The 22639-nt window shown below is 32.5% G+C and carries 26 protein-coding genes and 2 other annotated features (1 of these 28 only partly in view); of the genes, 13 read left to right on the top strand and 13 right to left on the bottom strand.

Annotated features, from left to right (window positions below; all coding sequences use genetic code 11):
- Nucleotides 1-5: 5 nt before the first annotated feature.
- The 6 genes from MKX72_RS26890 to istB all read left to right on the top strand — a co-directional run bounded on the left by MKX72_RS26890 (nt 6) and on the right by istB (nt 5264).
- Entirely contained in the window at nt 6-212 is a 207-nt protein-coding gene (locus MKX72_RS26890; protein WP_155008820.1) for a helix-turn-helix domain-containing protein, read from the top strand.
- A 95-nt stretch (nt 213-307) separates the two neighbouring features.
- A complete protein-coding gene (locus MKX72_RS26885; RefSeq protein ID WP_155008819.1) occupies nt 308-1222 on the top strand; it encodes an ABC transporter ATP-binding protein in 915 nt (304 codons plus the stop codon).
- Nucleotides 1222-1929 carry an ABC transporter permease gene (locus MKX72_RS26880; protein ID WP_186808560.1) on the top strand — a complete coding sequence of 236 codons (708 nt, stop codon included), beginning with the start codon at nt 1222-1224 and terminating at the stop codon, nt 1927-1929. Before MKX72_RS26885 ends, MKX72_RS26880 begins: the two co-directional genes overlap by 1 nt.
- Nucleotides 1930-1940: 11 nt before the next feature.
- Nucleotides 1941-2657 (top strand): ABC transporter permease, encoded by a 717-nt coding sequence (locus tag MKX72_RS26875; RefSeq protein ID WP_186808559.1) that lies wholly within the window; start codon nt 1941-1943, stop codon nt 2655-2657.
- A gap of 304 nt (nt 2658-2961) precedes the next feature.
- The gene (gene istA, locus MKX72_RS26870) at nt 2962-4509 is read left to right on the top strand and encodes an IS21 family transposase (protein ID WP_155008857.1); all 1548 of its coding nucleotides are present in this window, start codon (nt 2962-2964) and stop codon (nt 4507-4509) included.
- Complete coding sequence (istB, locus tag MKX72_RS26865) at nt 4506-5264, top strand: IS21-like element helper ATPase IstB (protein WP_063247688.1); 759 nt, start codon at nt 4506-4508, stop codon at nt 5262-5264. Before istA ends, istB begins: the two co-directional genes overlap by 4 nt.
- Before the next feature lie 279 nt (nt 5265-5543).
- On the opposite strand, the gene MKX72_RS26860 is transcribed toward istB, so the two are convergent.
- The 10 genes from MKX72_RS26860 to MKX72_RS26815 form a co-directional block, all read right to left on the bottom strand.
- Entirely contained in the window at nt 5544-5813 is a 270-nt protein-coding gene (locus MKX72_RS26860) for a hypothetical protein (protein WP_048022084.1), read from the bottom strand.
- Nucleotides 5814-6102: 289 nt separating this feature from the next.
- On the bottom strand, nt 6103-6333 hold the full coding sequence (locus tag MKX72_RS26855) for a hypothetical protein (protein ID WP_048022082.1): 231 nt from the start codon (nt 6331-6333) through the stop codon (nt 6103-6105).
- Between the two features lie 6 nt (nt 6334-6339).
- Nucleotides 6340-6660, bottom strand: coding sequence for a hypothetical protein (locus MKX72_RS26850; RefSeq protein ID WP_048022080.1), 321 nt, complete (start codon nt 6658-6660; stop codon nt 6340-6342).
- Between the two features lie 204 nt (nt 6661-6864).
- Nucleotides 6865-7107, bottom strand: coding sequence for a hypothetical protein (locus MKX72_RS26845; protein ID WP_048022079.1), 243 nt, complete (start codon nt 7105-7107; stop codon nt 6865-6867).
- A 132-nt stretch (nt 7108-7239) separates the two neighbouring features.
- Nucleotides 7240-7500, bottom strand: coding sequence for a hypothetical protein (locus tag MKX72_RS26840; protein WP_048022077.1), 261 nt, complete (start codon nt 7498-7500; stop codon nt 7240-7242).
- Between the two features lie 365 nt (nt 7501-7865).
- Complete coding sequence (locus tag MKX72_RS26835; protein WP_048022076.1) at nt 7866-9035, bottom strand: FtsW/RodA/SpoVE family cell cycle protein; 1170 nt, start codon at nt 9033-9035, stop codon at nt 7866-7868.
- A gap of 194 nt (nt 9036-9229) precedes the next feature.
- The gene (locus tag MKX72_RS26830) at nt 9230-10315 is read right to left on the bottom strand and encodes a DUF4030 domain-containing protein (RefSeq protein WP_155008789.1); all 1086 of its coding nucleotides are present in this window, start codon (nt 10313-10315) and stop codon (nt 9230-9232) included.
- Nucleotides 10299-10826: an RNA polymerase sigma factor gene (locus tag MKX72_RS26825; protein ID WP_099000609.1), complete on the bottom strand. Its 528-nt coding sequence runs from the start codon at nt 10824-10826 to the stop codon at nt 10299-10301. Before MKX72_RS26825 ends, MKX72_RS26830 begins: the two co-directional genes overlap by 17 nt.
- Nucleotides 10827-11708: 882 nt before the next feature.
- On the bottom strand, nt 11709-12644 hold the full coding sequence (locus tag MKX72_RS26820) for an anti sigma factor C-terminal domain-containing protein (RefSeq protein ID WP_155008790.1): 936 nt from the start codon (nt 12642-12644) through the stop codon (nt 11709-11711).
- Complete coding sequence (locus tag MKX72_RS26815) at nt 12628-13134, bottom strand: RNA polymerase sigma factor (protein ID WP_153253236.1); 507 nt, start codon at nt 13132-13134, stop codon at nt 12628-12630. Before MKX72_RS26815 ends, MKX72_RS26820 begins: the two co-directional genes overlap by 17 nt.
- A 209-nt stretch (nt 13135-13343) precedes the next feature.
- On the opposite strand from MKX72_RS26815, the gene MKX72_RS26810 reads away from it, so the two are divergent.
- The 4 genes from MKX72_RS26810 (at nt 13344) to MKX72_RS26795 (ending at nt 15964) form a co-directional block, all read left to right on the top strand.
- On the top strand, nt 13344-13682 hold the full coding sequence (locus MKX72_RS26810; protein ID WP_153253235.1) for a PadR family transcriptional regulator: 339 nt from the start codon (nt 13344-13346) through the stop codon (nt 13680-13682).
- Nucleotides 13679-14536, top strand: a complete 858-nt coding sequence (locus MKX72_RS26805) for a permease prefix domain 1-containing protein (protein ID WP_155008791.1) — start codon at nt 13679-13681, stop codon at nt 14534-14536. The genes MKX72_RS26810 and MKX72_RS26805 overlap by 4 nt, the downstream gene beginning before the upstream one ends.
- A gap of 744 nt (nt 14537-15280) precedes the next feature.
- The gene (locus MKX72_RS26800; protein ID WP_048022071.1) at nt 15281-15463 is read left to right on the top strand and encodes a hypothetical protein; all 183 of its coding nucleotides are present in this window, start codon (nt 15281-15283) and stop codon (nt 15461-15463) included.
- Nucleotides 15464-15562: 99 nt separating this feature from the next.
- Entirely contained in the window at nt 15563-15964 is a 402-nt protein-coding gene (locus MKX72_RS26795; RefSeq protein ID WP_154972809.1) for a hypothetical protein, read from the top strand.
- A 302-nt stretch (nt 15965-16266) separates the two neighbouring features.
- Here MKX72_RS26795 and MKX72_RS26790 read toward each other — a convergent pair whose 3' ends face one another.
- The gene (locus MKX72_RS26790; RefSeq protein ID WP_263623954.1) at nt 16267-16614 is read right to left on the bottom strand and encodes a YxiJ-like family protein; all 348 of its coding nucleotides are present in this window, start codon (nt 16612-16614) and stop codon (nt 16267-16269) included.
- A 921-nt stretch (nt 16615-17535) separates the two neighbouring features.
- On the opposite strand from MKX72_RS26790, the gene MKX72_RS26785 reads away from it, so the two are divergent.
- Nucleotides 17536-18000: a transcriptional regulator gene (locus tag MKX72_RS26785; RefSeq protein ID WP_154974528.1), complete on the top strand. Its 465-nt coding sequence runs from the start codon at nt 17536-17538 to the stop codon at nt 17998-18000.
- A gap of 70 nt (nt 18001-18070) precedes the next feature.
- On the opposite strand, the gene MKX72_RS26780 is transcribed toward MKX72_RS26785, so the two are convergent.
- Both MKX72_RS26780 and MKX72_RS26775 read right to left on the bottom strand, forming a co-directional pair.
- A complete protein-coding gene (locus tag MKX72_RS26780; RefSeq protein ID WP_154974526.1) occupies nt 18071-19294 on the bottom strand; it encodes a cytochrome P450, cyclodipeptide synthase-associated in 1224 nt (407 codons plus the stop codon).
- Between the two features lie 33 nt (nt 19295-19327).
- Nucleotides 19328-20041, bottom strand: a complete 714-nt coding sequence (locus MKX72_RS26775) for a tRNA-dependent cyclodipeptide synthase (protein ID WP_154974583.1) — start codon at nt 20039-20041, stop codon at nt 19328-19330.
- A gap of 268 nt (nt 20042-20309) precedes the next feature.
- On the opposite strand from MKX72_RS26775, the gene MKX72_RS26770 reads away from it, so the two are divergent.
- Together MKX72_RS26770 and MKX72_RS26765 are read left to right on the top strand one after the other, a co-directional pair.
- Complete coding sequence (locus MKX72_RS26770; protein WP_098113967.1) at nt 20310-20795, top strand: MarR family transcriptional regulator; 486 nt, start codon at nt 20310-20312, stop codon at nt 20793-20795.
- Nucleotides 20796-20868: 73 nt separating this feature from the next.
- A complete protein-coding gene (locus tag MKX72_RS26765; protein ID WP_098113968.1) occupies nt 20869-22083 on the top strand; it encodes an MFS transporter in 1215 nt (404 codons plus the stop codon).
- Between the two features lie 90 nt (nt 22084-22173).
- Nucleotides 22174-22401: a binding site (T-box leader), on the top strand.
- Nucleotides 22402-22439: 38 nt separating this feature from the next.
- Nucleotides 22440-22639, top strand: a binding site (T-box leader); it runs 29 nt beyond the window's last position.

The following is a 22639-nucleotide window of genomic DNA, read 5'->3' as shown; positions in this document are numbered from 1 at the left end:
GATATATGATCAGAGTGAATTTAGATGTAATGATGGCTAAGCGAAAAATTTCTTTAAACGACTTAGCAGAGAGAGTTGGTATCACCAAAAGCAATCTTTCTATTTTAAAGAATGAGAAGGCTAAAGCTATTCGCTTTACTACTTTGGATACCATATGTAAGGTTTTAGAGTGCCAACCAGGCGATATACTGGAATATGTAGAGGAAGAGTAAAGTATTTTTACTCTATATTTATGCGTATAAATACTTTTATAGATTAGAGCAATAAAGTAATTTATTATAAAATAGAAAGGGGATAATTTCATCATATGAAAATGGCTATCCGCACACATAATTTAACCAAAACTTATGGAAGACAAACGGTAGTAAATAATTTGAATTTAGAAATTAATGAAGGGCAAATATATGGATTTCTAGGGCCAAATGGTGCTGGAAAGACTACAACTATTCGAATGCTGTTGGGATTAATTACACCAAATAGTGGTCAAATTGAGGTATTTGGTAAAAGTCTAAAAGAGAATCGCCAACAAATTTTAAGACAAGTAGGAGCATTTATTGATTCACCTGCCTATTATGGCCACTTGACTGGATATGAAAATTTGCAAGTGATTCAGAAGATGTTGGGAAACAGTAATGAAAATATACTCCCTACTTTAGATATTGTAGGATTAAGTCATGCAAAAAATAAGCTAGTAAAAGAGTATTCTTTAGGTATGCGTCAACGATTAGGAATAGCTTTTGCACTTCTAAACAACCCCAAATTATTAATTTTAGATGAACCAACAAATGGGTTGGATCCTTCTGGAATTCATGAGATTAGAGAATTAATTAAAAACTTAGCGAAAAATGAAGGGCATACAATTCTTGTATCTAGCCATAATCTAAATGAGATTGAGCTAATGGCTAGTCATGTAGGAATGATCCAAAAAGGACATTTAATTTATCAAGGATCTTTGGACAGCCTATTTTCTCAACAAGACTATCAAATAGAAATTGGCACAACTGACATATTAAAAGCAGAAAAAGTACTTAAGGATAAAGGTTATAACATTCAGAAAGAAAGAGACTTATTAATTACTAAAGGTACATCGGAAGATATTATTCATATGAATCAACTTATTGTGAATAACGGTAATGGAGTTTATCATCTTTATCAGAAAAAAAATACACTAGAGGATATTTTCCTATCCCTTACGAGTGGGAAAAGTGAGGCCATAGAATAGTGTACATCAATCTTTTAAAAGCAGAAATACATAAATTAAAAAGAAATAAACTGCTATATGCAATTTTTCTTCTTCCATTCTTTTCAATAGGAGTTCAATTCTGCGTGTTTTTTTATAAGAAACAAGTTACATCTATAAGTTGGAAAGAATATATTGCAATGAATCATGGGTTCTTCCCTTGCTTTTTATATATCTTTTTATCAATTTTTTATTACATAATTGTATGTAGTGAATATAACTATCGAACTTGGGGAGTTATGTTTACTACCCCAATAAAAAAAAGACATATATTTATTATTAAATGGATTGTAGGAAACATAAGTACCTTATTAAGCTTGTTATTAGGTTCTCTACTACTATATCTTTCAGCTCTAATTTTAGGATTTAATAATATTCCTATTAAAGGGGTAATTTATTTCTCATTTTCTATCTGGCTAGGTACACAAGCAATGATTGCTATTTTATGTACTCTGTCTATCATGATTTCAAATGGTATATTTTTAGTTGGAATAGGAATTATTACTTCCTTTTTATATTTACAGTATAACAATCAAAAATTTATTCCGTTTTCTTATCCAGCTTGGACTATAGGACAAAACTTAGAATATGGAACAAGTAGCCTAATAACTTACTCGACATTTTCTATAGTAGTTACATTAATTACGCTGGCTCTAGGAGCGTTATATACAACAAAGAAAGATTTTTAGGGGGCAAAATATTGATTATAAATGGAATAAAGATCGAACTCTTTAAGTTAAAAAGAACAGGAATATACTGGACTTTATTTGCTGTTCCAATCTTATTCACATTAGTCAGTGGAGTATTATACGTGGGGGCCACTAAAGCTGGTTATGATGTGCTAAGAGCTGTTACTTTCCAAATGTTTCTGAGTTTTATTTATCCATTATTAATAGGGGTCATTACAGCTTTAATTGTTCGTATGGAGCGAAAAAATTCGGGTCTCAATAATCTTTTAATATCTCCAATTCCAACAGGACAACTTTATTTAAATAAAATGTTAATATTAGCACTCTTAAATTTGTTTGTTGTAACAGCTATCCATCTGGTTCTTCTATTTTATATGCTTATATTTGATGTAGATGGCTTTGTATTTAAAGAACTATTAATACATTTTATCTCCATCTGGCTATCTGGCTGCCTTATTAGTTCTATTCAATTACTATTTAGTTTTAAGTTTTCAGGTATACTAATGCCCATTAGTCTTTGTACCATATTAACTATTTCGGGACTATTTGCAATCACTTCACCAAAACTTAGTATCATACATTTGTGGGTTTATCCCGTAATGTCAGCGTTTAATGGATATAACATTCCATTAATAATCATTGTTTCTTTATTGTTAACATGTTTATTCACACTAATTGGAGTGTATTATTTTCGAACCAAATGGATTTCTGAAGTCGGGAAGCATTAATTTAGTCAATTATAAATAGTGAAATTAGAAACGGCTATTACTTAGTAATCTTTCTAAATATAAGTTCTTTTATGTTTTAATTCATACTATTTTAATTATTGGAATTAAACCCCATTAACTGCGTATGATTAGTAATAAAAAATTTAAAAGGGTGATAATATGAAAAAATGGTGTAAACGCTAGAATATAATTGACAGTTTTTGCTCAACGTAATTTTACACTTTTGCTTCAATAAGCTAGAACTCTAGTAAAATAATAGAAGGTGTTATTTTACTGGGGGGACAGCGTTTTGGAGGAGAAGCTAATGCTTTATTTAAATATTCAACAATTACATCAACGGAAGTTTAAAGTATCTCAAATTGCACAGGAGCTCAAAGTATCAAGACCAACCGTTTATAAATATTTAAAAATGACGTTTGAAGAGACAAAAGCATACATGGAACAGCTTCAAGGCAAAGGTAAGAAGTTGGATCCCTACAGGGATTGGATTATCGCTTGGCTTGAAGAATACCCTCATCTCAGTGCAGCACAAATCCACGATTGGCTCTTAGAGCGTTATCCCGATTTAGTTGTTGGCGAGAGTACAGTAAGAGCCTATGTGAAAGAGATGCGGGAGATTTATCAGATTGAGAAAAAAGTAATAATTCGGCAATATGAAGCAATCCCTGAACAACCTATGGGTAAGCAAATCCAGGTGGATTGGGGAGAAACAAAACAGAAGACAACTGAAAAGAATGAAATTAAACTATATTTCATCGCTTTTGTCTTAGCTCACTCTCGATACAAATATATGGAGTGGCAGGACCGGCCTTTTACAACAAATGATGCCATTCGATGTCATGAAAATGCATTTCAATTTTATGGAGGACGTACAGAAGAAATTGTGTATGATCAGGATCGTTTAATTACAGTAAGTGAAAATTCAGGTCAGCTACTTTTAACTTCTGAGTTTCAAAGCTATGTAAATGAGCGTAAGTTTAAAGTTCATTTATGTCGTAAGGCAGACCCAGAATCAAAAGGAATGATTGAGAACGTTGTAAAGTACATAAAGGGAAATTTCGCAGATAGCCGAGTATTTAGCAATATTGAGGATTGGAATAACCGTGCATTACAGTGGCTACATCGCACTGGAAATCAACATGTTCATCAGACAACGAAAAAAAGACCAGCTGAAGTGTTCCCCGTCGAAAAGCAACACTTACAGCCCGTCTCTTCACCACTCTCATATGAAAGCTTCATTACCCCAAGTATAACAAGGAATATTAGTAAGGACAATACAATACGGTTTAAATCAAACCGTTATTCCGTTCCTCTCGGAACGTATAGTGCAGCCTCCGATAATGAGGTTTTTATTGAAGTCACTTCGAGCCAACCGCCAACGTTGATTATCCGTAAACAGTTAGATGGAGAAGTAATTGCTGAACATAGCATTAGTAATGAAAAGGGAAAGCTTATTCAACATCTACATCATATCCGGGATCGCTCAAAAGGTATTGAAGAATTTAAGCAACAACTGGTTTCACATTTTGAAGATCAGAAACGTGCAACTTCTTATTTAAATGAAATTTGTTTAAGATACCCACGGTATCGGCGCGATCAGCTCATAATCATTCAACACACCATTGAGAAATATCCAATGTGGATTGAAGCCACCTTGACTAAATGCATTATAGATAAACTTTACAGCGCCAATGACTTTCGAGATATCGCAAACCACCAAAATGCATTACAAACTGAATGTACCCAAAAGGTTAAGCCTCCCTTTATAAAACATTCAGGTAAAGACAACATCATAGTAACAACTCGCTCCCTTACTGCTTACACAAGTATTTTAGGGGGTGACCCACAGTGAATAAGACTGTAAATGACTTGCAGGAACACTTTCGCCAATTAAGGTTATCTGAAACAGCTGAGGAGCTACCAAAGCTCCTACGTGAGGCTGAAAAATCTTCTTGGACGTATTTAGAATTTCTTGAATCTATTACGCGTTACGAACTTAGAAAACGCGAAGTAAAGAGTTTAGAAAGAAGAATGAAGTGGGCGCACTTCCCTTACGTGAAGTCATTAAGTGAATTTAAATTAGAAGAGCAAACAGCTTTAACGGGACGTCAATTGACCCAGCTCGCAGAGCTAAACTGGCTTGAGCAGCAGTATAATTTAATTTTATTGGGACCGCCAGGCGTTGGTAAAACATTTTTAGCGATTGGTTTGGGGGTTGAGTCTATTCACAGAGGTTTCAACGTCTATTTCGTAACTATGGGTGAGCTTATTCATCTTTTAAAAACGGAAGAGTTTCTAAACAAATCAAAAGTGCAGCTAAAGCGCTTAAGAGGCGCCGATCTGATTATCATTGATGATTTAATGTACATGGCAATGGATCAGCGAGAAGCAAATTTGTTTTTCCATTTAATTAATCATTTGTATGAACGAAGTTCTATCATTCTTACATCCAATAAAAGCCCTGAACAGTGGGGTGAACTAATGGGAGATCAAGGAATTACTACTGCAATTTTAGATCGTTTACTCCATCGTGTAGAAGTCATTCATATGGATGGAGATAGTTATCGAATGAAACATCGAAAAAGTGTATTTTCAGCAGAAGTGTAAAAAGCAAATAAGCAAAAAGTGTAAAATTCGACTTGACGTCTACAGAGGATTGTAACTAAAGTTAAAATAGGCACAATAATCTTAATCACAGTACCAAAAATGTTTGCTGTAACAACTGATAAAAGAAAGAACCCAATTATAACTACATACAAGATTATTGAAGTAACTAAAGAAGCTACTGACACTTTTAAAGCATTTTTAAAGAATTTCTTCATCTAATTTCCTCCTAATAGATTTTATAGAAAACAAAAAGAAGCAAGCATGTTGAACTCACTTCTTTTAACTTTCACCAAAATTCATTGCAAAAAATAGCATGCCTAACATAATAAGTAGTGGAATTACAACAAAAGAGGTCAAACTAAAATATTTCATTAGCCCTTTTTCATGTTTTCCAAAAGCTATTACTCCACATAAAAAGCCCATAAGGTAAATGACAATTCCTATATAAAGAATATTTGAGCTATATATTGGTGTAAAATATTGTCCTACCCCAATAACAATTCCAAGCAATGATAACCACAATGAGTATTGACTAAAACGTTTTTTCAAGTTGGCCCTCCAAGAATTAAATATATGGTTAATCGTACCATTGATTTATTTGTCAGGTAACATAAAACGGGTTTTCCCCGTTTCAATTCTTTACAATTCAACATTTATCTACTACTGTCCTAAACTACAGCTTATCGGCACTAGTAAAGAAAAACTTTAAACAGAGGGCTTTTTATTTTAATACGTAAGACTCCTAAACTATTATCTTCTTTAGTACTTCTCTACATTAGAGAGGATTGGTAGCGAATAAAGTGTAATCATGCCGGTGTATACAATCTATATTTCTACTCTAAGGAGCAAACAAGTGAGGCAGTAAGGTGCCTAAGGATAAAATAAGTATTAACCCTGTAATCATGATCCAAACAATCCTACCAAGATTTTTAACTTGCATAAAATAAGAAATAATAAACAATGCTATTAAAATATACGGAAGATTATTGCTTCCCCCCACAATTAATAGAATCATTGAAAAAATAATTATTATCCCTGATATAACATTAAAAATATGTATTTTTTTCATTCTAAATTATACTCCTAAAAATAGAGTTCCTAAAATCATATAAACAAATGGTACTAAAAATAAAATAATATTGAATATAATTCCAAATAATGATATTTTACCTTTATTTAAGAAGTATCCTATAATTCCACATGCAGCAGAAAAGGGTGCTACGAATGCAGGGACTAAAATCGGTAATCCTTGTAAGTCTTTAATTTCTATAAAGCCACTTAAAAAATTCACAATAAGCAATGTCATTGTAAGAGCAATAATTATAGAGAGTACACCCAATATGTTGCCAATTGTGCTCTTTGTAACACTTGTTGTTTTAATGCTACTACTTGCCATTTGAAGGTCCTCCAAAACATCGTTAAAATTTTAAAAATTAATTTTATTTCCATTAACTTTTAAATTTTAACATTTTTACCTCATATATGATATATTTTGCCAGAAGAATATTTTCTATGTATACCTTCAATTACTTTTAGTTACCATAATGTAGCTTACAGGAACCAATCCCCCTTTGTCCTATTTAGATAAAGGGGGATTTATTTATCTATAATTACTTTCTACAAGTACCCCCAAATTATCTAAATCTTGACTGATATTTAAGATAATTAGGTAGTGCCATTCTCCCTTACGTTTACCTAGATTTACTACTTGATGAACTTCTACTTGATCATTCTCATATTCTCTAGCTGCTTCACACATTTCCCTCAAAGTACTACCAAATTCTGTGTTATCCCAATTTCTTACCGTCAAATCAATATAAGATTGGCTCTTTTTAAAATTCATATCTCACTCACCTCTATTACTAAAAATAACATTAAAGTAATAGTTTGGGTGAAAAAATTAGTTACCATAATCACTCTTATCGGAAATTTTAATTATAAAACAAAGCCCCTGCTTATCAGCAAAGCCTTTGTTTTATTCGGCTGATTCTTTGATAAGATCAATAAATTCCATTGCATGAGATTGATCTTGTTTTATCATCTTTATTTTTTGAGGATCTAAAAGGATCCTTTTTATTTGTTTGTCCTTCCAAATTGTAGTGTTATAAGACGGAACCTTATACAACTCTTTAAACCACTCCTCCGTTGTTAACTCTTCAATAGCTAATCTTAACTTAGAATAAGAAGTAGGCTTCATTAAAATGCCGTAAGATAGCAAATCTTTAAATTCATCCATCTTGTCACCTTCCCTATATTTAGACTTTATTAAATACTGAAATTATAAATCACCATGTATATTAATCTATAAATATGGCCAAACTAATAACGTATTCCCCCTATTCTAATAAACTTGAAAAACCTTTGCCTGTATAGGAAAAGGTTTCTTTTTGTTAACTTAATTATGAAATTATAAATCGAACTTTCTTTTTTAATTTATTTTCCTTAAAATAGTTCAATTAGGCTAATAGGCTACAAACACCACATAACAAAGCCAATGTACAACAATCCAAAAGAAACAAATAAAATATATTTTAATATATGTAGACGTGTTTGAGACGTCATATTTAGTTCATTACTTTTCACTTCTTTGTTCATCTCTAGTTACCTCTCATTTTGATCGAAAATATACACATTTGATCTAAAACTAATATTTAAAACGAGCCCCATTAAACACATGCTGCTCATAAGAGAACTGCCCCCATAGCTTATAAAAGGTAAAGGGATGCCTGTAATAGGGAGAAGACCTATACACATTCCTACATTCTCAAGAACATGGAAGAAAATAACGGATATAATTCCTGTACAAATGTACGTAGAATATTTATCTTTTGTATGAAAGGCGACCGTTATAATTTGATAAATTAATACCATAAACAAAAGAAGAACCAAACTTGTTCCCACAAACCCATAGTTCTCTCCAATTGCACTAAAAATGAAATCTGAATGCTTTTCCGGAACATATACAGCATAATGGGAGGTATCTCGCCCTGATATAGAACCCGAACCAATTGCCTTTACAACCTGCAAGTAGTTGTAGGAAAGACTTCCAGCATATGATTCTGGATCAAACCAAGCATAAATACGATCAAACTGGTAGGGGTGTAAATGAAGGTATCTTTCTAGGATTGCCGCATGATTCAGTACCATGTATAAAATGATAGAAGCGACTACTCCCATAGAAGTAAAAATTGGAAGAATGAGCTTCCACGTGACACCTGAAATAAATAACATCATAAAAAATAAAAAAATCATTACGAGTGCTGTTCCCAAATCGGGTTGTTGCATAATCAAAAGTATCGGGATGGAAAGAGTTGCACCCAATTTTCCAATTAGCAGCAAATCACTCCTGACATCTCTAACTCTAAATTTTTCATTGTGTTGTTGAATTACTTTACTAAACGCTAATATTAAGGAGATTTTCATGAACTCGGATGGCTGTATTGAACCAATTCCAGGGAGCACAAACCAACTTTTCGCATTATTTTTGAGAGGAGCAATACTTGTGGGCGAAATAATTAGCAAAATAAGAATAAAAATAGTAAAACCGTAGAAAAACCACGTGATCCGATTCAGTTGGTCTTCATCTGGCCTCATCATCATGAAGATAATGACTCCGCCTACAATGTACCATTCGACTTGTTTAACGACGAAGTTTGTTGTGTACTGGCCTGTTTGCTGGGCATTAAAAATAGCAACACAACTAATGATAAAAAATAACAAAAGGGTGAAAGCAAGCCCATAATTAAAGCTTTCTGATTTCTTACGTTCCATTTGTAAAACACCATTTCTATATAGATTTGTTGACATCGTTAATTAGACGCTTCAAAAACAAAATAGTTTTCTATTTCTGAGAAAAAATTACTCATACACAGTAACGTTATAGCCCGTATTCCATTTGATATAAACTAAAAAAGAAGTACCCTGAGAAATAGTGAGCCTAATCCTCAGGGGAGGAACGCGTCTATTTAATTTAGTTTTTTCTTTCCTTTAGCGTAAATAATGATTTTATAAGGATCACCTTTTATTTTAACCTTCATGTCATCTGTTTGAAGGAATTCATCAATAATTCCTTCGAGTTCGTTGGCAAACTCTTTATTCTCTTCAGAATAACTTAATGATGTATAAATAAATACCTGTGGTTCAGGGTGAACAGAGTAGCCGACCATCTTCACATGATATTCCTCTTTTCCTAATAAATCTTCACCAACATCATCAAGGATATTTCCCCATCTACCTTCTTGTTCTTGCTTTTTTAAGTTAATTTTATATACCTTTATAGGTGTTTTTTCTTCGTTGTTTTCAACAAGGACATCTTTAATTACTTGTTTAATCTCTTCGATATGTTTCTCAGTATCAAGTACTTCTAGAGCTACTCTTGCATCTGATTCAAACCCTGCTATGCTAGCATCTAACACATGATAATTACGTTTTTTTAATTCAGCATCAATCTCTTGGTTTATTTTGTCGTATTTTTCTTGGCGAGGATCAGGTTTATACTTGTCTTGAGTAACATCATACCTTGTAACTTTAACTTTATACGTATCGTATTTGCGTGCTGTTAAGATACCCTTTGTAATCTTATATATATCTTCTTTAACGTCTTTGAAATATTTCTCTGAGCCACCCACATGCACCTCAATCTGTTTCCTGCCTCCATAATAGGTCTGTCCTAGAAGGTCAATTTTATAACCCTTTTCTCTTAACGTATTAATAATTTCAGTACCTACAGACTCTCTTTTAAAAATCTGACCCAAATAAGGTATTTTAGCAGCCACTTGAGCCATTGCTGGAGAAACAAATGCTGAACTAATGAATGCACCACTCAAAATAACAAGTGTAATACCACAGTACACAACATTTCTTAGAGGACGATTTTGTTTCTTAAAAAATATATCTTTTTCAGGTTTTACTGATTCTGATTGTTCTAATTGGTCGATTGCTTCTAAAAGTCGCTGCTTCTGTTTTTGTTTTCGGTTTGATCTCCAGACCAACTCCTCATTCAATTTTTCTAGTGAACTATCATCCTTAAAAGAATTAAACCGTTTCTTCATATATATACCCGTCCTTTACTAACTGCTTTCTCAAAGCAGGAATTGCCCTGAACTGTGTAGACTTTACTTTGCTTTCAGACCACCCTAAAATGGTAGCCGTATCCCTAACAGAAAAACCTTGAACTTTTCGCAGTAAAATAACCTTTCTGTGTCCGTCTTTCAGCTTTTCTAACGCTTGATACAGCTCTAGAGATGTTTCTTTAAGCTCAATCATCTCTTGAGGTAAACGAGTAGGGTCTGTTTTCGACAGAATAAAATCTTTTAGAAGGCTTAAAGGTTTCTGTTTTCTAAAATAATCAATGGTGACATTATGCGCAATGCGGAACAACCACGTCTTTTCACTGGAGTTTTGCTGAAAGGAATCGTAAAAGAGGTAAGCTTTCACGAAGGTTTCATGCGTCAAATCTTCAGCTTGCTGATAATCTTTCACCAGCATTAAAATAAATTTTAATATGGCGTCGCTATGGTCGTCATACCAACGCTCAATTTCTTCTTTTTTTGTCTTTTCCAATATCCTGACCATCCTTTTATCCAATATTCTTTACTTAGACGAGAGTTTTTTAAAAAAAGTTGTGTTTTTTATGCAAAAAATAAAAAAACTCTCAAATAAGAGAGTTTTTGATTCAATATGCTATAAGTTTTTATTGATTAACTTTAATGGAATGTAAGGACAAATGCCTTCTAGAGAGTGTGTTTATCGTAATAGAACTATGTAACTTTAGTTACGATGACAAGTATCGTCGGTAAAAGAATAAGCAAAGTCTATTAGACTAGTTTGTTTAATACGATAAGGTTTTAAGGTCTATACCCGTACAAGAAATCAAACATAAAGAAACATATAAAACCTATAAGCAATAGAGGAACCACACTGATTCCTAAATATACACGATGTAGAGGCTTTTTTAGTTTTTTGAACCAGTTATAATATAGTATTAAAAAAAGAATGCAGACAGGTATAAAGAACACAGCAGAAAATATATCTGTTAACTTTGAGTTTGCATCCCAATATTCGTCCGGAACAGGAGTATGCACATACCATTTATCGGCTAAACGAGTTTGAAGATAACTAAAAAGTAATATTCCTAACGAATAATAGACACCAACCAACCACTTTAACCATTTTGGTAAATAAGACTGACTTGCAACAATACACATAAGTACTACTATAAGAAACACTGGAACACTGTAACTCATTTGAAACCTCCAACATAATCTAAGTTTCTAACAATAAAATATGAGTAATTTTACCATATTAGTTTATATGTGTATATACCGGTTTTGAGGTAGAAGAGATAGAATCTTAATTAGCATGATTGATTCTGCAGGAAGCAAATAGCAAGCTTAATAAACCGAAGTTTATATTCCTACTTCCCATACCACAACATCCTAAAAATCAGTACTTATCAACCACTGCTCCTAAACTAGCTGCTTTAACATAGGGCTTATTTTGCAAGGAAAGGAGTTCTTCTTTTGTTCCTGTAACTACTACGCCTATAATTAATCCATTTTCTTGTCTGTCTTTTAGACTTTTGACTTCCCCTGGATCTGTTTTTTGGAGCTCATTTAAAAAGTCTGCTTCTGTTTTGACTTTATTACTCGTTAGTTTTACTCCTAGTTGTGGTGATGGTTTAGAAATACCTAATAACCATCGTCCACTTTCTGGCTCACCTCTGTACCCAGTAGACTTTGCATATTTATAGTTATAGTTATCTACCCAGTACCATGTTTGGTGAGCAGATGTAGGCAGCATCTTTTGTACTTCTTTCAGTGTGTAATTTTTATCAAAAGATATGGCCATCTCCATATATTTATCATTTGGATAATCTTTAATCATGTCAAAGTCATTAGCATACACCTTATACTTATACTTAGGTACGTAGAATAGCATCTCACGTTGCCCATTAGGAATATGATAAACTGTCGTTTCATTGACAATTGTACTACTCATGGAGAATGATGCATTCAAGTTTCCAAATAAATCATACGTTATTTCTTCTGTCCCCCAAGGTATCACTTTGTCTTCAATTACTTTAAATGCTTCACTCTTAATAGTTCCCTTTAAAACTCCAATCGATTTACTATCAGTGTTAGTGTATGTGTTTGGAGACATCCTCACCTGATTTTCAGTAATTATCCGATCAGTAATCTTGTCTCCTTTTGAGGCAATAAAATAATTATTTCCTTTGACAAATAAACCAATAACAAAGCTAACTACGAGTGCGGAGATAAAAACTGTTCGTAAAATTGCTCTATACTTTGCTTTTTTAAGCGTTCTATGTAAAGACTTTTCATCAAAAATAGAATCTAACGCATCATTCGTTTTCTTCATTACTTTCTCTCCTATACATCTCTTTAAATGTTTTTCTAGCACGAGCTAAATACGTTTTCACAACTTCAGGTTTCATATCTACATATTCCGCAATTTGTTTATAAGACCACTCTAGCTCGTACTTTAAAAGAAGTAGTTGCTTGAAGGTGGGAGACACCTTTTGCAGTATGCTTCTTACTAGAAGCTGATTTTCTTGTACAATCATCATCTCTTCAATTAATCGTTCATTGGTAATAAGGTAATCTTCTACTACCACGTACTGAGATTTTTTGTTCTTTCGGCAGTAATCGTAATATAAGTTTATCGCTACTTTAAAAAGCCATGATTTATATTTATCGGTATCAATCGATTCAAGATGAACAAGTAGTTTACAAACTGCTTCTTGAACAATATCTTTAGCTGTTTCTTGGTTTGCACCTTGTTTGATTAAGTACAAATAAAGTTGATTCATGACAATTTTTAGCTGATCGTTTGATAACCGATTTTTCAAGTATTTTTCCTCCTTCTTGTCTTATAACGTATGAGCAGTGAAAAAGTATACAATCATTTCACATTTTTCTACAAAAAAGGAAAACAATTAATCTCTTATTACATGTTCAAAGAAAGAATGAGTTAATTCCATATTTCACGCGACATATTTTTAAGAATACCTTGTAATAAAAGGTATTCTTTTTTATAATTTCATAAGAGGTGGATAAATTGGAAATTAGTAGAGAGATTTTGAAAGGGCATATTGATACGCTAATCTTATCGCTACTGCATCAACGGGATATGTATGGCTATGAATTAGCTAAGATTGTTCGTGAGAAGAGTGAAGAACAATTTGAATTAAAAGAAGGGACTCTTTATTTGTCTTTAAAGAGATTGGAAAAAAACAATTGGATTTCTTCGTACTGGGGAGATGAACAAGGCCCTGGTGGAAGAAGAAAATATTATAAAGTCACATCATTAGGTACGCAAAACTTTGAAGCCAAGCGTTTAGAATGGCAATTTGTAAAGAAAATGATGGATTCTTTTTTATGGGGAGGCACTAAGTGAAGAGAATAGAAAAATTTGTGGATTCTATGTACCTGAATGTAGAAGGAGATCAACAAGAAATTAATGAGCTGAAAGCAGAAATGACCAATCATCTGTTGGAAGCCGTCCATGAATTAAAAACAGAAGGCAAAACAGAACAACAGGCCGTTGCAATAGCTATTAAACGGTTTGGTGAAGAAAAAGAAATACGAAATGTGATTGGACAATTGTTTGAAATACAGAAGATATTTGCAAAGCGCATCCTATACGTAGCAGTAGTATGCTTAATCGTCACAATGTCCAGCTTTTATTTTCTGTGGAAAGTGGAAGAATCAACGGCTCAAGGAATATCCGACACAGGTTCATTAATATCCTATGAATTGAAAGATAAAGATGTGATAACCAGAGACATAAAAAGAAAAATAGAAGCGTTAGTAGAAGATACAAACTATGTTTCTGGGGTTACTATTTATAAATCAAAAAATATAATCAGCCGTTCTGGCGAAAATTATATTGACTATCACTGGAAGGGAGTGCAGCCAGATTTTCAATATCAAAGAACCCTTTGGGCTCCAAAATGGTTAGGAGCAGACTTTGACACATTTGGGAATGGGGATGACCAATGGTTCATTTCAATAGACAATAGAAGCTTTAGTCGATTAGAAGCCGTTGTCTTATTTGTGGGAATGACTGTTTACTGGACTCTGTTTACTATCTGGGCAATTATCAATGCTTATCATCAAAAAAGGTTACGAATTGGATGGGTTTTTATATTTGTATTCTTTAATATTCTAGGCTATTTAATTTATTATCTTACAGGAAGACAAGGTCTTATCCCTAGCAAACATGATGAATTTTATGAGGATTACATTTAGGAGGCACACTTTACCCGGTTTGCTTTTTATATAGAGTAATAGCTTTTGAAAAACACGAGAAAGGACTAATGATGAGCTCATTTGCTCTAATTCTAGTCCTTCTCATGCTAGGTATGCTATTAATTGCGACGAGTTTGAATTAAAATTAAGAGAAGCAAGCATGGTATGCTTGCTTCTCTTGTTTTTTTCTAGTTAATGTAAAAAGATTATCAGTCATAAATAAAAAACCTTCCCAAAATAAACGACCTTAGAAATCTTAACCTATAAAGAGAAAAACAGCGTTCTCAAAATAGAAATTGAAACCCATAATACAGCTGAAATTATGGGTAAGAGAGTAATAAGGAGACCCCATTTTACAGTTTTTTTGATAAATAACAGGACTGATCCTAAAATCCATACAGGAATTACTAGTAACATTTGAGGCTCGGTAAGTCTGTTTCCAGAAAAGTTTTCGCCTATTCCTCCTTCAGCAAGGAACCAAGCGAATGGGATAATAATAATGCCTGTTATTAAAAGATGTATAACTCGATACATATTAAAGAACATACTAACCACCTAACTAAATTTACCTTTTTTACCATTTTATCAATAATATAAATTTTAATCACTATACCCCTTACATCTTTAGTCAATATAATGTGCGCTCTAGGAAGTTTGAATTAGTTTTACACTTTAGTAATTTAGATTAAAAGATAAATGTTACCATTAATAATACAAGAATATTCTAGGAGGTATTTTAAATTAATGGATAAAGAGAATAAAAACAGCATAAATGATGTTGAAGATCATTTAAATAAGGTTTCAGGAAATCCGACGAAAATCAATACATCAGGAGTTCCTAAAGGAATACGTATAATAGGATACTTTTTTATAACATTTTTTGTGTTATTGATTTTAACTGCTTTTTTTACTTCAGTTCTTAAATAAAACGTTAGTTTAAATATACATGTCTAAGTAAAAAAGATAGTGACGTGTTTATAAAAGTTTAAAAATTAATAACATTAATACTTTGAAGGGATTAAAATTGTGAAAAGATTATTATTTATTCTTAGTATTGTAATAATAGTCCTTATTATAAATGGACGCAGTAATAACTCTGTAAAGGCAATAAAAGCAGATTACGTTGATATTGGTTTAGGGCAAAGTTTATATGAGGGATATGATAAAGTTGAGCGAGAAAGCGTTCAGTCGCTTGTTAATTCATATAATCAAATTGAATATATAGGACAAACCAACCAACAACTGAATCTTGATAAGACAATATCAATAACATTTGTCTATCATGATAAAATTTCGGGAACTTTAATGATAGATGATAAAGGGATTTTTCATACAGATGATAGCGCAAAAAACTATCAAATTGCTTCAAACAATGATACATATGAACAAGCTTTAAAGGTATACAAGGATTTGAAACAAAAGTATTAAAATAATAGAATAATAGAATATGAAAGTGGAAATTAAGGATTCTTTTTTAGATTCTCGTATCAAAAATAAGGGTACTGATCATATAAAGTAAAAAGTGGTAACTTCTCATACTAAGCTGCCACTTTTCATAACCTTCAACACATATTTGGCTATTATAAGAAGATACGCCTATACTTAACACTCCTATATACACCAGTGTTAGAGTATATGTTTAGCTATCCCTTTCTAGTTAACATAAAACCCCTTATCGGCACAAAAAAAAGGCGACTATTTAGAAAGTCGTCCCTTTTTCTTTACTGGCTTCAATTAAATAAATAACTTAACATGAGCTCTCTTGTTTTCTCATAAATCTTATATTCTTCGTACAAATTTGGATAGGTAGAGATTTCTTTTTCTAAAAAAGAATATTGCGGAAAAATTTCAAAGAAAGTCAACTTTAATTCATCGATCTGATTTTGAGGAATTATCTTCGTTTTACCTTTCACCATATAACTTAAACTGCCAGCAATATTCATCCAATAGCTATTAAAATCTGCGGTTAACAGATCGTCTTCATGTAATTTCCCACTAAATTTATCTTGTATTTTACGAATGTCTTCATGGGGAAATGGATGATACAGGTCATTGTTAAGCCTCTTTAATTCATCCAATATAGTTAGTTTTCTTATATTAAACTCCGCCTTTTCGTTTTATGTAGAGCTTTATTTTACCACTGTATACACAAGGTTCACCATAAAAGCTATGTACATACTCTATATACTTTTAGTTAACATAGTCCATATTCTAGGTAGCAATTCTTAATACAAAAACCAACTTCCTTTAATTATAATTAATGGTAAAATAATGTATATAAAAGGAGGGTTACAATGTATTCACCGCAAGAAGCCTTATTAGCTAGTTCTCTTTATTTTGTATTCATTGTTCTATCTTTTATAATAAGTTTCTTTATTGGAAAGATACTTATTACGAAATCCGATAGATCAGTAGGAGAAGTTCAAGCAATTTCTCTCTTTATCCATCTCGTTTTATTCGGAACAAATTTTAGATATTGGTGGTGGGGCCACTCTATGTCTATTCTCAATATCTTTGAGTTTCTAGCAACTACATTTATAAGTGTGATTATCTTTATAATCAGCGAGTTCATTCTTTATTTTTGGTTAAAAAAGCGCTACAAAATGAACGTACATAGAGATGCCTAAAACTAAAAAGTAGACAATTAATTATGTATACGATATGCAAAGCTAGTTTACATAACCACTCTTTCCGGAAGACATACCAAAAAGAACCCTCTTGGGAGAAGGGTTCTAGATGGGGCCTTGTTTCTGCTTTATGCAGCTTTTTATACATCGTTGATATGACGGAGTTCTCTTTATAGGTAATTGAGGAGATGATGCATAAAAAGGGGACTATTTATACATCATTTTTTTATAAATAAAGATAGTATAAGCTACCGAGAAGTTATAATATAGAAGAAGACTAAACTAAATGAACTTGACAACAAAATTGTTAACCAGTAAACTATTTTATATAGTTAACCAGTTAACAATTATATTAAAGAAGGTGGGTTTCGTATGGAAGCTCTTCAGAAACAAGCGTTTCAAGCTATTGAGTGTTTAATTATGACTAGAGAAAAAAAGGTCCAAAGTAGGAAAGTGTTAGCTAACAAACTAACTCAAAGTGTAAATAATACAAATAAAAAATGGACAATTACTCAATTACATATGGTTTCATTAATAAATAAAGATAAGTATGTAAACAATGCTTTTCTTTCTAAAGAACTTAATATCTCAAAAGCTGCAATATCTAAGGCTATTAATACTCTTTTGCAGTATGGCATCGTTACGGCTCACAAAAATGCTAATAATAATAGGGAAACCTTTTACTCTTTAACAGAGGAAGGGGAAGAGTTAGCCACTATTCATGATAAAATGCATGAAATAGCAAAGGAAAGGTATGAAGAATTACTTAATAAGTTTTCAGACGTAGAATTAAAGGTAATTATAAAATTTTTAAATGAGTGGACCAAACAAATATAGAAATAGGCTTACGACATGCCTAATGAGCACGCCGTAAGTCCACTTATCTAATTGTCTGAAAGTTAACAACTTACTCTTTAATAGGATCAAACGTCAATGGAAGAGAAACAGGTCCACGTGTATAAAGACCACTTTCTTTGTACTGGAAACCTTCTTCTAATTTCATATTTTTTAGTTGATCTAAAACAATGTTAGCTACTACTTCAATTTCTGTTCCTGCAAATGCTGCTCCTACACAATTATGTATGCCAGAACCGAAAGCCACATGTCGAGCAATACCTGTAAACGCAGTTTTAACGTCAAGGTCTGGACGGTGAATGTTAAAAGTATCAGGATTATCAAATGCTTCAGGATCTCGATTGGCAGCTCCAATCATACAGAATACTGTTGAACCTTTAGGTAGTAATTTATCGGCAATTTTCGCATCTTGCGATAATTGCCTTGGTATAAGTTGTACTGGTGGTTTAAACCTTAGAGTTTCGGCAATTGCTCTTGATAATAATGAACGATCTTCCATCACATCTTGCATTTGTAACGGATTATTTAATAAATAATACATCAATAAAGCCAATGTCTTGTCTGCAGGTTCGGTAGCTGCTAATAGTACATTAAGGATAAGTGCCAAAATGTTCGTGTCGGACATCTCAACTCCTTCATACTCAGACTGACATAATATTGAAATTAGATCTGATTTTGGGTTTTGTCGACGCTCTTCTATAATGGGTAAAAGGTAGTTTGCTAGTTGTTCACTGCACCATAATGAATGATCACGTTCTTCAGATGACAACTGTATAGTAGTGATAAAGTTAGCAACTCCACTATGCCAATCTGCGATAAGTTGATGATCTTTTTTGTTAAGTCCTAGCATATCCATCGTGACATATACAGCAAAAGTTTTTCCAAAATCGTTAACTAAGTCAATTCTACCTTTACTTAAGTGTGGTGATAATAACACTTCTGCGTTTTCTTTAATTAAAGGAATGAGTCTCTTAAGTGAATCACCTATAAAACTCTTTACTACAATTTTACGTTTTGCTGTATGTTCCTTTCCTTTCATTTGTGCAAGGACAGGTCCACGCATTACAGGTTCCGCACGTTTAGCAAGAGATTTAGTCGTAAAGATTTCTGTATTCTGTAATACATACCTCACGTCTTTATATCGGCTAATAAAATAGCTATCAATATTTTGCTCATAATGGATAGGATCGAAATCGCGAAGTTCTGAAAAATATCGGTATGGATCTTGATGAAACTGTTCTGATAAGATACTAAAGGTTTTAAATGATGTATTCAAGACGGTTCCTCCTAAAAGTTTAAAGGTGTAAATTTAATGAATTTCATCGACAGTTATATATCCTTGATTTTGTTGCATTCTAATTGAAAATTGCTCATCTTTTATTTGTTCACCTAGTTTCCAAGGTTTATGGTAAGCAAGTACAGTTTCTTGAATACCCAAAATGTTAGGTGCTCCAATAAAGAACGGCAGTTCAGCCAAAACATATTGCACAGCATTATGTAACATTTCTGAAGTAATAACTGAAATATCCATATTTGTTCCAGATGCTCTTCCTACAATTGCTGTATGTGACATTTCTAAACAAGCACTTTGAAAGTTTGGTTGATGTAAAAAACTTTCTTCAATCTTAGTGCGCATATCACAATATACCGGTTGAGTAAGAAAGTCTGAAAATGTATAAATAGCTTCAGGGTTACCACCATGAGCTTTAAGAGCTCTTTCGGCAAATCGACGATTTCTGTTTACTTCTTTTCTCACTTTACGCTCAGCTTTCACCCTAGAAGTTCCTAAAGCTTCTAAAAGGTTTGCGGCCTCATTTCCAGCTAAGAGAACAGAGACATCCTTAAACTCTTTAATGCTCCACTCAATTAGTCGATAAATATATTCTTCTGAAAATCTACTGTTAAAGGGGCTAATTCCGATTAATATGTGGTTTCTTCTTTCAAAAATTCTCTGGCAATTTTGTGATAAGGGTTCAATAGCAAATAAAGGCTTAGCTATTTTTTCTAAAAGAATTTGTGACATAGCTATTTCAACTCCTATGATTAAACGATTAATGTTCACTAGTAAACAAAAACTATTTTAAATCCAAATATTTGTAAAAGTCAACGTTTTTTCTTTATTTTGTAAATTTATAAGCGTTTTTTCTGCAAATATAGTAGGATTTAATTACTATGAAATCTGATTTTATTGTATAAAATAGAGATTTTACATTCATTTAATAGCTTATTAGTAGTATAATGTTTACTGGTGAACATTAATTATTTATACATTAGAAAGGTAAGGAACTAATATGTCTCTATTATCTAAACAGTTAATATACGAAAATTATTTGCAATTATTACACCTGAACGAACAAAAAGCTGATTCAGTTTCCCAAACTTTTTTTGATTATCTTGATGAAAAAGAACTGAACGAAATAGGAACATTACCCAGTAACATGAGCAGCATCCACGTGATTGAATGCATTGGAAATAATGGACCTATAAATAACATAGGGATTGCGACTAGGATGAATTTATCTAAAGCAAATATCACGAAAATTACCCGAACGTTAACGAAAGATGAGTTAATTAAAAGATTCCAATTGGCAGACAATAAAAAAGAGGTCTACTTTAAGTTAACAGCAAAAGGAAAACAAGTTTTCGAACTTCACGAAAAACTACATAGCAGAAGGAAACGACAATTTTATGATTTAATTGATGATTTCTCTGATGACAAACAAAAAATTATATTAGAGTTCCTTGAAACTATGATTAATAAATTAAGACAAGAATAGACACATTAGGTGCTTTTAGAATGTCAAACATACTTTTATATGGAAAAACTTATTTACAAGGTAGGAGATTTATATGGGACATACAAATACAAAACCTATTTTTATCTTATACGTCGTTTGTATAAGTGCATTTTTTGCATCTTTAAATCAAAATATTTATTCGCCTATTATTCCGTTAATTAAGGATTCATTTGATGTAAGCACAACATTAGTTAATTTAACTGTTTCATTGTTCATCTTTATTACAGCTATTATGCAAATAGTCTACGGGACTATTCTTGACTTTAAAGGAAGTCGTCTTATTCTTCTCCCTAATCTCATACTTACAGTATTGGCTAGTATTGGGTGTGCTGTTACGAGTAACTTTACATTGTTTCTTGTTTTTCGATCTTTGCAAGCCCTCGGAACCGCAGCCATTCCATTGATTGCAGCTGCTACAATAACGGATCTTTTTGATGGGGAAGAACGTGGTAGTGCTATGGGAACTTATCAAACCTTGTTATCTATTGCTCCTGCAGTAGCTCCTATTTTAGGAGGATTTATAGGAGACCGATACAATTATGATGGTGTTTTCTGGTCATTAGTGGGTATATCTATTCTTTTACTTATTATCAATATGTTGTTTTTTCCTAAAGACCAGAAAAAGCACAAGACAAGCAAGAGGAACGGTCTTCATTTTTACCTTGTAATGGCGAAGGATAAGATGGGAAGTGTATTGTTGTCATTAAGCTTCTTGAACTTTTTGATTTACTTTTCTATCCTGGTTTATCTCCCCGTTTTATTAACAGACCACTACCATCTAAACCTAAAACTTGTTGGCTTGCTTTATCTTCCTATGACGCTAAGCCTTATAGCCGGAAGCCTATTATTCAAATACATTCAAAAGAAGATTTCTCTTATAAATGTATTTACCTTTACTAATTTTTTAATCGCTTTTAGTATTATAGGATTTGGACTCACACATACTGCTTCCTTATCCCTTATGTCACTAAGCCTATTCATTTATGGGATGGGAATTGGTATTTTAACACCTTCCTATGCAACTATATTGACTCATCAATTTGAGCAAAATCGAGCTAGTGCTATGGGAGTATTTAACTTTGTGAGATATATCGGTATGTCTATAGGCCCTCTTGTGTCAGGTACATTACTAGGAGTTTTGAGAAGTGAAATAATGTTCACAATGTTCGGTGTTATGTTTGGTATTATAAGTATCTTTGGATATTTACTAGTGTACAACACAAAAAATATAGATAAAAATAGCCGTACCAATAAGCCATCTTTTTAAATGAAAATATCTAATTAATTACATATTTAGAATTAAGTATTGACATTTACAAATAATATAAATTATAATTCTATTTATTGGAAATGAACATGTTGAGCGTTGAAAAGGACACGAATTATTTTTATATTTCTTTACAGAGAATAGGGCCTTTGGCTGTGAGCCCTTAAGAAAGAGAAATAATTTACCACCTTGGAGCTATTGTGGGGAAATATGTAGATAGAGTAACCTCAATCGGGAAATCCGTTATCTTTTTGAGAATATAACACTTTTAGTGTTTTATAAAATTAGGGTGGTACCACGACCGCACTCGTCCCTGTTAGAGGGATGAGTGCGGTTTTTTATGTTCAAAAATAAATAGATAAGCAACGAAAAGGACATGAATTATTTTTATACTTCTTTGCAGAGAATAGGGTCTTTGGCTGTGAGCCCTTAAGAAAGAGAAATAATTTACCACCTTGGAGCTTTATTAGTGAACTAGTAGTAATTAATAACGTTTGCGACGTTACAGCACCAGAGCCATCAATATATTTTTATATTGATGGGAATTTGGGTGGTA

It is taken from the genome of Priestia sp. FSL R5-0597 (assembly GCF_038006305.1).
GTDB classification, from domain to species: domain Bacteria; phylum Bacillota; class Bacilli; order Bacillales; family Bacillaceae_H; genus Priestia; species Priestia zanthoxyli.
Note: the sequence above shows the minus strand (reverse complement) of the source record. Positions and strands in the feature narration are given on the sequence as shown.